The sequence below is a fragment of the Algoriphagus sp. 4150 genome, from assembly GCF_031457395.1.
Lineage (GTDB): Bacteria > Bacteroidota > Bacteroidia > Cytophagales > Cyclobacteriaceae > Algoriphagus.
Genome location: NZ_JAVDWS010000053.1, coordinates 1 through 5941 on the forward strand (window position 1 = coordinate 1; position 5941 = coordinate 5941).

5 protein-coding genes are annotated in these 5941 nt (G+C 44.2%); all 5 read left to right on the top strand.

The features are described 5' to 3' along the window. The first annotated feature begins 86 nt into the window (after positions 1-86). Complete coding sequence (locus J2X69_RS24505) at positions 87-821, top strand: RluA family pseudouridine synthase (RefSeq protein WP_310109442.1); 735 nt, start codon at positions 87-89, stop codon at positions 819-821. Between the two features lie 378 nt (positions 822-1199). Beyond that, the gene (locus tag J2X69_RS24510) at positions 1200-1697 is read left to right on the top strand and encodes a phosphoglycerate mutase family protein (RefSeq protein ID WP_310109445.1); all 498 of its coding nucleotides are present in this window, start codon (positions 1200-1202) and stop codon (positions 1695-1697) included. Between the two features lie 86 nt (positions 1698-1783). Continuing rightward, positions 1784-3358: a glycerol-3-phosphate dehydrogenase/oxidase gene (locus J2X69_RS24515; protein WP_310109447.1), complete on the top strand. Its 1575-nt coding sequence runs from the start codon at positions 1784-1786 to the stop codon at positions 3356-3358. After that, the gene (gene glpK / locus J2X69_RS24520; protein ID WP_310109450.1) at positions 3355-4857 is read left to right on the top strand and encodes a glycerol kinase GlpK; all 1503 of its coding nucleotides are present in this window, start codon (positions 3355-3357) and stop codon (positions 4855-4857) included. Before J2X69_RS24515 ends, glpK begins: the two co-directional genes overlap by 4 nt. Next, on the top strand, positions 4854-5588 hold the full coding sequence (locus tag J2X69_RS24525; RefSeq protein WP_310109454.1) for an MIP/aquaporin family protein: 735 nt from the start codon (positions 4854-4856) through the stop codon (positions 5586-5588). Before glpK ends, J2X69_RS24525 begins: the two co-directional genes overlap by 4 nt. The last annotated feature ends 353 nt before the right edge of the window (positions 5589-5941 follow it).

The following is a 5941-nucleotide window of genomic DNA, read 5'->3' on the forward strand; positions in this document are numbered from 1 at the left end:
GCATGAATATGAAAATTTAACTTCTTAGCGTTTTCTTACCCTTACCTAAAAATATAAAAATGAAGTGACAGAAAAATTATAAACATATGAAAAAGAAGCCATTTACGGTTGTCTATGAAGACAATCACCTTTTGATAGTAAATAAAGCTGCAGGTATATTGGTGCAGGGAGATAAGACGGGCGATAAGACATTGACCGACTACCTCAAGGAATATATTGCCAAAAAGTACGACAAACCCGGAGCAGTTTTTCTTCATCCTATTCACAGGCTGGATAGACCGGTAAGTGGATTGGTAGCCTTTGCACGTACTTCCAAAGGATTGGAGCGCATGATGGAGCTTTTCCGCAAAAGAGAAATCCATAAAGTGTATTGGGCACTTGTAAAGCGAAAGCCAAAAGAAGAGACGGGCAAGTTGACGCATTATCTAGTCAAAGACGAGCAGAAAAATGTGGTGACGGCACACGACCGTGAAGTGCCGGGATCGCAAAAAGCTGAGTTGAACTACAAGACGTTGGGCTTTATGAATGATCATTGGCTGATCGAAGTGCGCCCTGTCTCCGGCCGTCCACATCAGATCCGGGTACAGTTGGCATCTATGGGATGCCCGATCCGTGGAGATATCAAGTATGGCTTCGCAAAGCCAAACCCCGATGCGAGTATCAATCTGCATGCGTTTAATCTGATCTTCGTTCACCCGATCAAAAAAGAGAAGCTTTATCTTAGAGCCGCCGTGCCTGAGGAGGAATTCTGGGAGCAATTTCTTGAATACGAAAGTGTCAAGACAAAAGACCAGCATCTGGACAATTCATTTAGCGGATAAACATTCAAGACCTTTGGGATTTCATTAATCTCAAAGGTTTTTTTGAATTTACCGCAAAGTACACGGAGGGCTTCGCAGAGAAGACGCAGAGAATTTATGGTTTGTGCGAAGTTTCAATGGTTATCCTTTGAGGTAATCATACCATACATTTATAGAATTATTTAACTTTTGGATATGAAATCGAGCATGTCGAAGGCGACACACAGTGGGATGATTATAAACCGTGCGAGATTCCATAGCCTGCCCCGACTATTCGGGGTGGCCTTTGAAAAACAAAATATAAACACATGAAATCGAGCATGACTCAAAAGTCACACACTGGGATGATTATCTGTTATGCGAGATTCCATATGACCATTGAAAAACAATTATAAACATATGAAATACCTCCTCCTCTTTTTGATTGCATCATTGCTTGCTGCATGTTCCAGCAAGCAACAGCCCAAAACCATCTACATCGTCCGTCATGCTGAAAAGCAGTTGACGGGAGATGATCCCGAACTTTCTATAGCGGGAAATGCAAGAGCAAACAAACTCGCACAGATTCTGGCTGACAAAGAGATCAAGCATATCTATAGCACGGATTTCAAGCGGACCAAGTTGACAGCCACACCTACCGCCGTAGAGGCAGGAGTGACAATAGAAGTTTATGACCCGAAAAACCATGATGATCTTGTGGATAAATTACGGACTAATGAGGGGAATATACTTGTAATAGGGCATAGCAATACGGTAGGGCAGGTAGCCAATTATTTTGTGGGAGAGGCTGAGAAATACACTGATCTCGAAGATTCGGAATACAATTACATCTACGTGGTCACACTTGAAAAAGACGGAACTTCTTCTGTAGCGCAGAAAACCTATAAGGATTATTGATTTGAGAAAAACTATGTAATTCTATCCGCGATTCAGACTATTCTTTCTTGATTTTTTCCTTACCTTAAATCGGTATTTTAATTACTATGAATCGCCCAGAAAACCTCAAACAACTACAGGACACTAGTAAAATATGGGATATTGCTGTCATCGGCGGCGGATCTTCCGGTCTCGGAGTAGCATTGGATGCTATTTCCAGAGGACTTTCGGTTGTTCTTTTCGAAAAAGCTGATTTTGCCAAAGGCACATCCAGCCGATCTACCAAGCTAGTCCACGGAGGGGTGAGATATCTTGCCCAAGGAGATGTAGGATTGGTATTTGAAGCACTTAAGGAGCGGGGCAAGTTGTTGAAAAATGCTCCTCATTTAGCGCATAACCAGCCGTTTATTATTCCAATTTTCACAGCCAAAGACCGGTTTATGTACAGTGTCGGTCTGAAAGTGTACGACTGGATGTCGGGACGGTTGAGTCTGGGAAAATCTCAGTTTATATCGAAAGAAGAAACTCTCAAGCGGCTGCCGGGGCTGAAACCCGAAGGACTTTACGGTGGAGTAGTCTATCATGACGGGCAGTTTGACGATGCACGGCTTGCTTTGAACCTAGCCCAATCGGCAGATGAAGCCGGTACCTGTGTGTTGAATTATGTCAGTGTGAATAGCTTGGTGAAAAATGATGCAGGCAAAATCAACGGCTTGCATGTTTCGGATAAACTATCCGGAAAAAAGTACCAAGTGAATGCCAAAATGGTAGTGAATGCAACTGGTGTTTTTGCGGATAAAATCCTGAAAATGGACAATCCCGAAGCATCAAAAATGATACAGCCAAGTCAGGGTATTCATTTGGTCTTAGATCTTGATTTTTTGGGTGGAAAAGATGCACTGATGATCCCGAAAACCCGAGATGGGAGAGTCCTTTTTGCAGTTCCCTGGCATGGGAAACTCGTGGTAGGGACTACGGACACACTTCGGGAAAAGCCAAAATTGGAACCTGAAGCACTACAAAAGGAAATTGATTTTGTACTGGAAACTGCCGCAGGCTATTTGACTAGAGAGCCAACCAGAGCAGATGTGAAGTCCGTGTTTGCAGGTCTCAGACCTCTCGCAAGACCAAAAGAAGGCAGCACCAAAACCAAAGAGATCTCACGTTCTCATAAAGTAATTTTATCTGAAAGCGGTTTGGTCACATTGACGGGAGGCAAGTGGACGACTTTTAGAAAAATGGGAGAAGATACGGTAGAATATTTTACCCAAGTGACTGGGGAAAAGCTCAAGAAAAGTAAGTCTTTGGATATGAAAATCCATGGAGCTACCAATCGGGTTCCTGCAGGGCATTGGGGTATTTATGGTTTTGATGCGCAGCCCATCCAAGACTTGGTCAATGAAAATAAGGCTTGGGCTGAAAAGCTGCATCCGGATTTTCCCAATATAGAAGCAGAAGTAATCTGGACAGTGCGGGAAGAGATGGCGGTGAAGGTGGAAGATGTATTGGCAAGAAGGATCCGCATGCTTTTTTTGGATGCTCAGGCTGCGATAGATGCAGCTCCCAAAGTGGCCAAGCTGATGGCTGAAGAAATGGATAAAGATGAACAATGGATAGAGTCGGAATTGGCTGACTTTCACAAGACAGCTTCGAAGTATTTGATAAAAAATAACCCAAAATGAGCCAAAATAAACCCTATTTAATGGCTTTGGATCAAGGTACCACCAGCTCCAGAGCTATTCTTTTTGATAAAAAGGGCAAGATTGTATCGCTTGCCCAAAAAGATTTTAAGCAGCATTTCCCCAAGGCAGGCTGGGTGGAGCATGATCCCAATGAAATATGGACTTCACAGTCTTCCGTGATGATCGAAGCACTGGTGAATAAAAGTATCCGTGCAAACCAGATAGCGGGGATCGGAATCACCAACCAGCGGGAGACGACCATCGTCTGGGATAGGAAAACAGGGGAAGCAATTTATAACGCAATCGTCTGGCAGGATCGCAGAACTGCGGAATATTGCAATGAACTCAAGAGCCAAGGACATGCCGAAATGGTGGCTTCGAAGACAGGATTGATTATCGATGCCTATTTCTCTGCTACTAAAATCAGATGGATCTTGGAGAATGTAGAAGGAGCCAGAGAGCGTGCAGAGGCCGGCGAACTTGCTTTTGGGACAGTGGACTCTTGGTTGATTTGGAAGCTTACTGCGGGCAAAACCCATGTCACTGACATTACCAATGCAAGTCGTACTATGCTTTTCAATATCCATTCGCAGGAGTGGGACAGGGAATTATTGGATTTATTTGAGATTCCAGAGTCCCTTTTGCCGGAGGTGAAATCATGCAGTGAGATCTACTGCGAAACAGCCGGAGATGTACTCAGTGTGAAAATACCCATCGCAGGGATTGCAGGAGATCAGCAGGCGGCACTTTTCGGTCAGCTGTGTACCGAGCCCGGAATGGCAAAAACCACTTATGGCACGGGCTGCTTTTTAGTCATGAATACCGGCAAAGAAGCAGTGAGCTCAAAAAATCAATTGCTCACCACGGTTGCTTGGAAGATAGGTGATGAAATCAATTATGCATTGGAGGGATCGGTGTTCATTGGTGGAGCTGCAATTCAATGGTTACGGGATGGGCTTGAACTTTTCAAACATGCACGTGAAAGTGAGCGATTGGCTGATAGTATAGAAAGCAATGATGGGGTTTATTTCGTACCGGCGCTCTCAGGATTAGGTGCTCCCCATTGGGATCAGGATGCAAGAGGAGCTTTTTTCGGTATCACAAGAGGCACTACCAAAGCCCATATGGCAAGAGCTGCGCTGGAAGCCATAGCTTATCAGGTTTACGACGTGCTCAAAGCCATGGAAAAGGACAGCGGAAAGCCGATCCAAGAGCTTCGGGTGGATGGTGGAGCTACTGCCAACAGTTTTTTGATGCAGTTTCAGGCTGATTTGTTGGATTGTGAAATCAAGCGTCCGGAAATAATAGAAACCACGGCAATCGGCGCGGCATTTCTGGCCGGTTTGGCAGTTGGGTTTTGGAAAGATCAGGAAGAGATTAATTCCCTTTGGAATGCGGATAAAAGTTTTGTGCCGAACATGGAAAAATCAGAACAGAAGAAATTGATTCATTTTTGGCATAAGGCAGTGGAGCGATCTAAAAGCTGGGTGGAACTATGAACGTATATCTGGCAGAATTAATAGGAACAGGTCTGTTGTTATTAATGGGCTCGGGAGTCGTCGCCAATATGCTGTTGCCAAAGACCAAAGGAAATGGTGGCGGAATCATGGCCATAAGTACGGGATGGGCTTTGGCTGTGTTTCTAGGGGTGGTAGTGGCTGGACCATATAGTGGGGCGCATCTGAATCCTGCAGTTACCATAGGTTTAGCTTTGACTGGCCAATTTGACTGGGCATTGGCTCCGGGATATATCATGGCTCAGGTGTTGGGAGCAATGATCGGCGTAGGGATTGCTTGGCTATTTTATAAGGATCACTACGAAGCTTCCGATGATGCGGGACTGAAAGCTGCTCCATTTGCAACTTCACCTGCAATTAGAAATCTTCCCTTAAACTTCTTCTCTGAAGTGGTGGGTACGTTTGTTTTGATTTTAGTCATCCTGTACAACGATGGAGTAGAAATAGGTGACGGCAACAAAACGCCTATTGGCATGGGGTCTTTAGGGGCAATTCCGGTGGCATTTCTGGTTTGGGTGATAGGATTGTCGCTGGGTGGGACCACAGGCTATGCGATCAATCCTGCCCGTGATTTTGGTCCAAGACTGATGCACTGGATTTTGCCTATAAAAGACAAGGGAAGTTCAGATTGGGGATATGCTTGGGTTCCCATAGCGGGCCCCTGTGTAGGCGCAGCTTTGGCTGCGGGATTGTATTTGATGGCGGGGTCTTAAGGAACTTTGTCAGAATCCTGAAAACCTCTTTAAGAAGTTAGCTTCAATGTGAGGCCCTTGTTTTAGTAAGTTTGGTAATCGTAATCACTAAAAATACATCTATTTGGTGATTACGATCACCAAATAGACAGCAAAAAGCCTGAAATCTCTACAGATCTCAGGCTTTTGCCATTTTTTAGTATGTGAAATTTATCTATGTCTGCTATTTTACCTGTAAACCGACCAAAGCATTATATGATTTGGTCAAAAATAGCATTGAGGTGATACTCCCTGAATAAAGTTGACACATTTTGTTGGGACAAAAAACCAATTAAGATGAAAAAAGGATTTCAACTAAAGCCCCAACGTATTTT

What these genes read in the sequence shown, in the direction of transcription:
- J2X69_RS24505 (WP_310109442.1), top strand. Translation starts at nt 87, where the DNA reads ATGAAAAAGAAGCCATTTACGGTTGTCTATGAAGACAATCACCTTTTG.
- J2X69_RS24510 (WP_310109445.1), top strand. Translation starts at nt 1,200, where the DNA reads ATGAAATACCTCCTCCTCTTTTTGATTGCATCATTGCTTGCTGCATGT.
- J2X69_RS24515 (WP_310109447.1), top strand. Translation starts at nt 1,784, where the DNA reads ATGAATCGCCCAGAAAACCTCAAACAACTACAGGACACTAGTAAAATA.
- glpK (WP_310109450.1), top strand. Translation starts at nt 3,355, where the DNA reads ATGAGCCAAAATAAACCCTATTTAATGGCTTTGGATCAAGGTACCACC.
- J2X69_RS24525 (WP_310109454.1), top strand. Translation starts at nt 4,854, where the DNA reads ATGAACGTATATCTGGCAGAATTAATAGGAACAGGTCTGTTGTTATTA.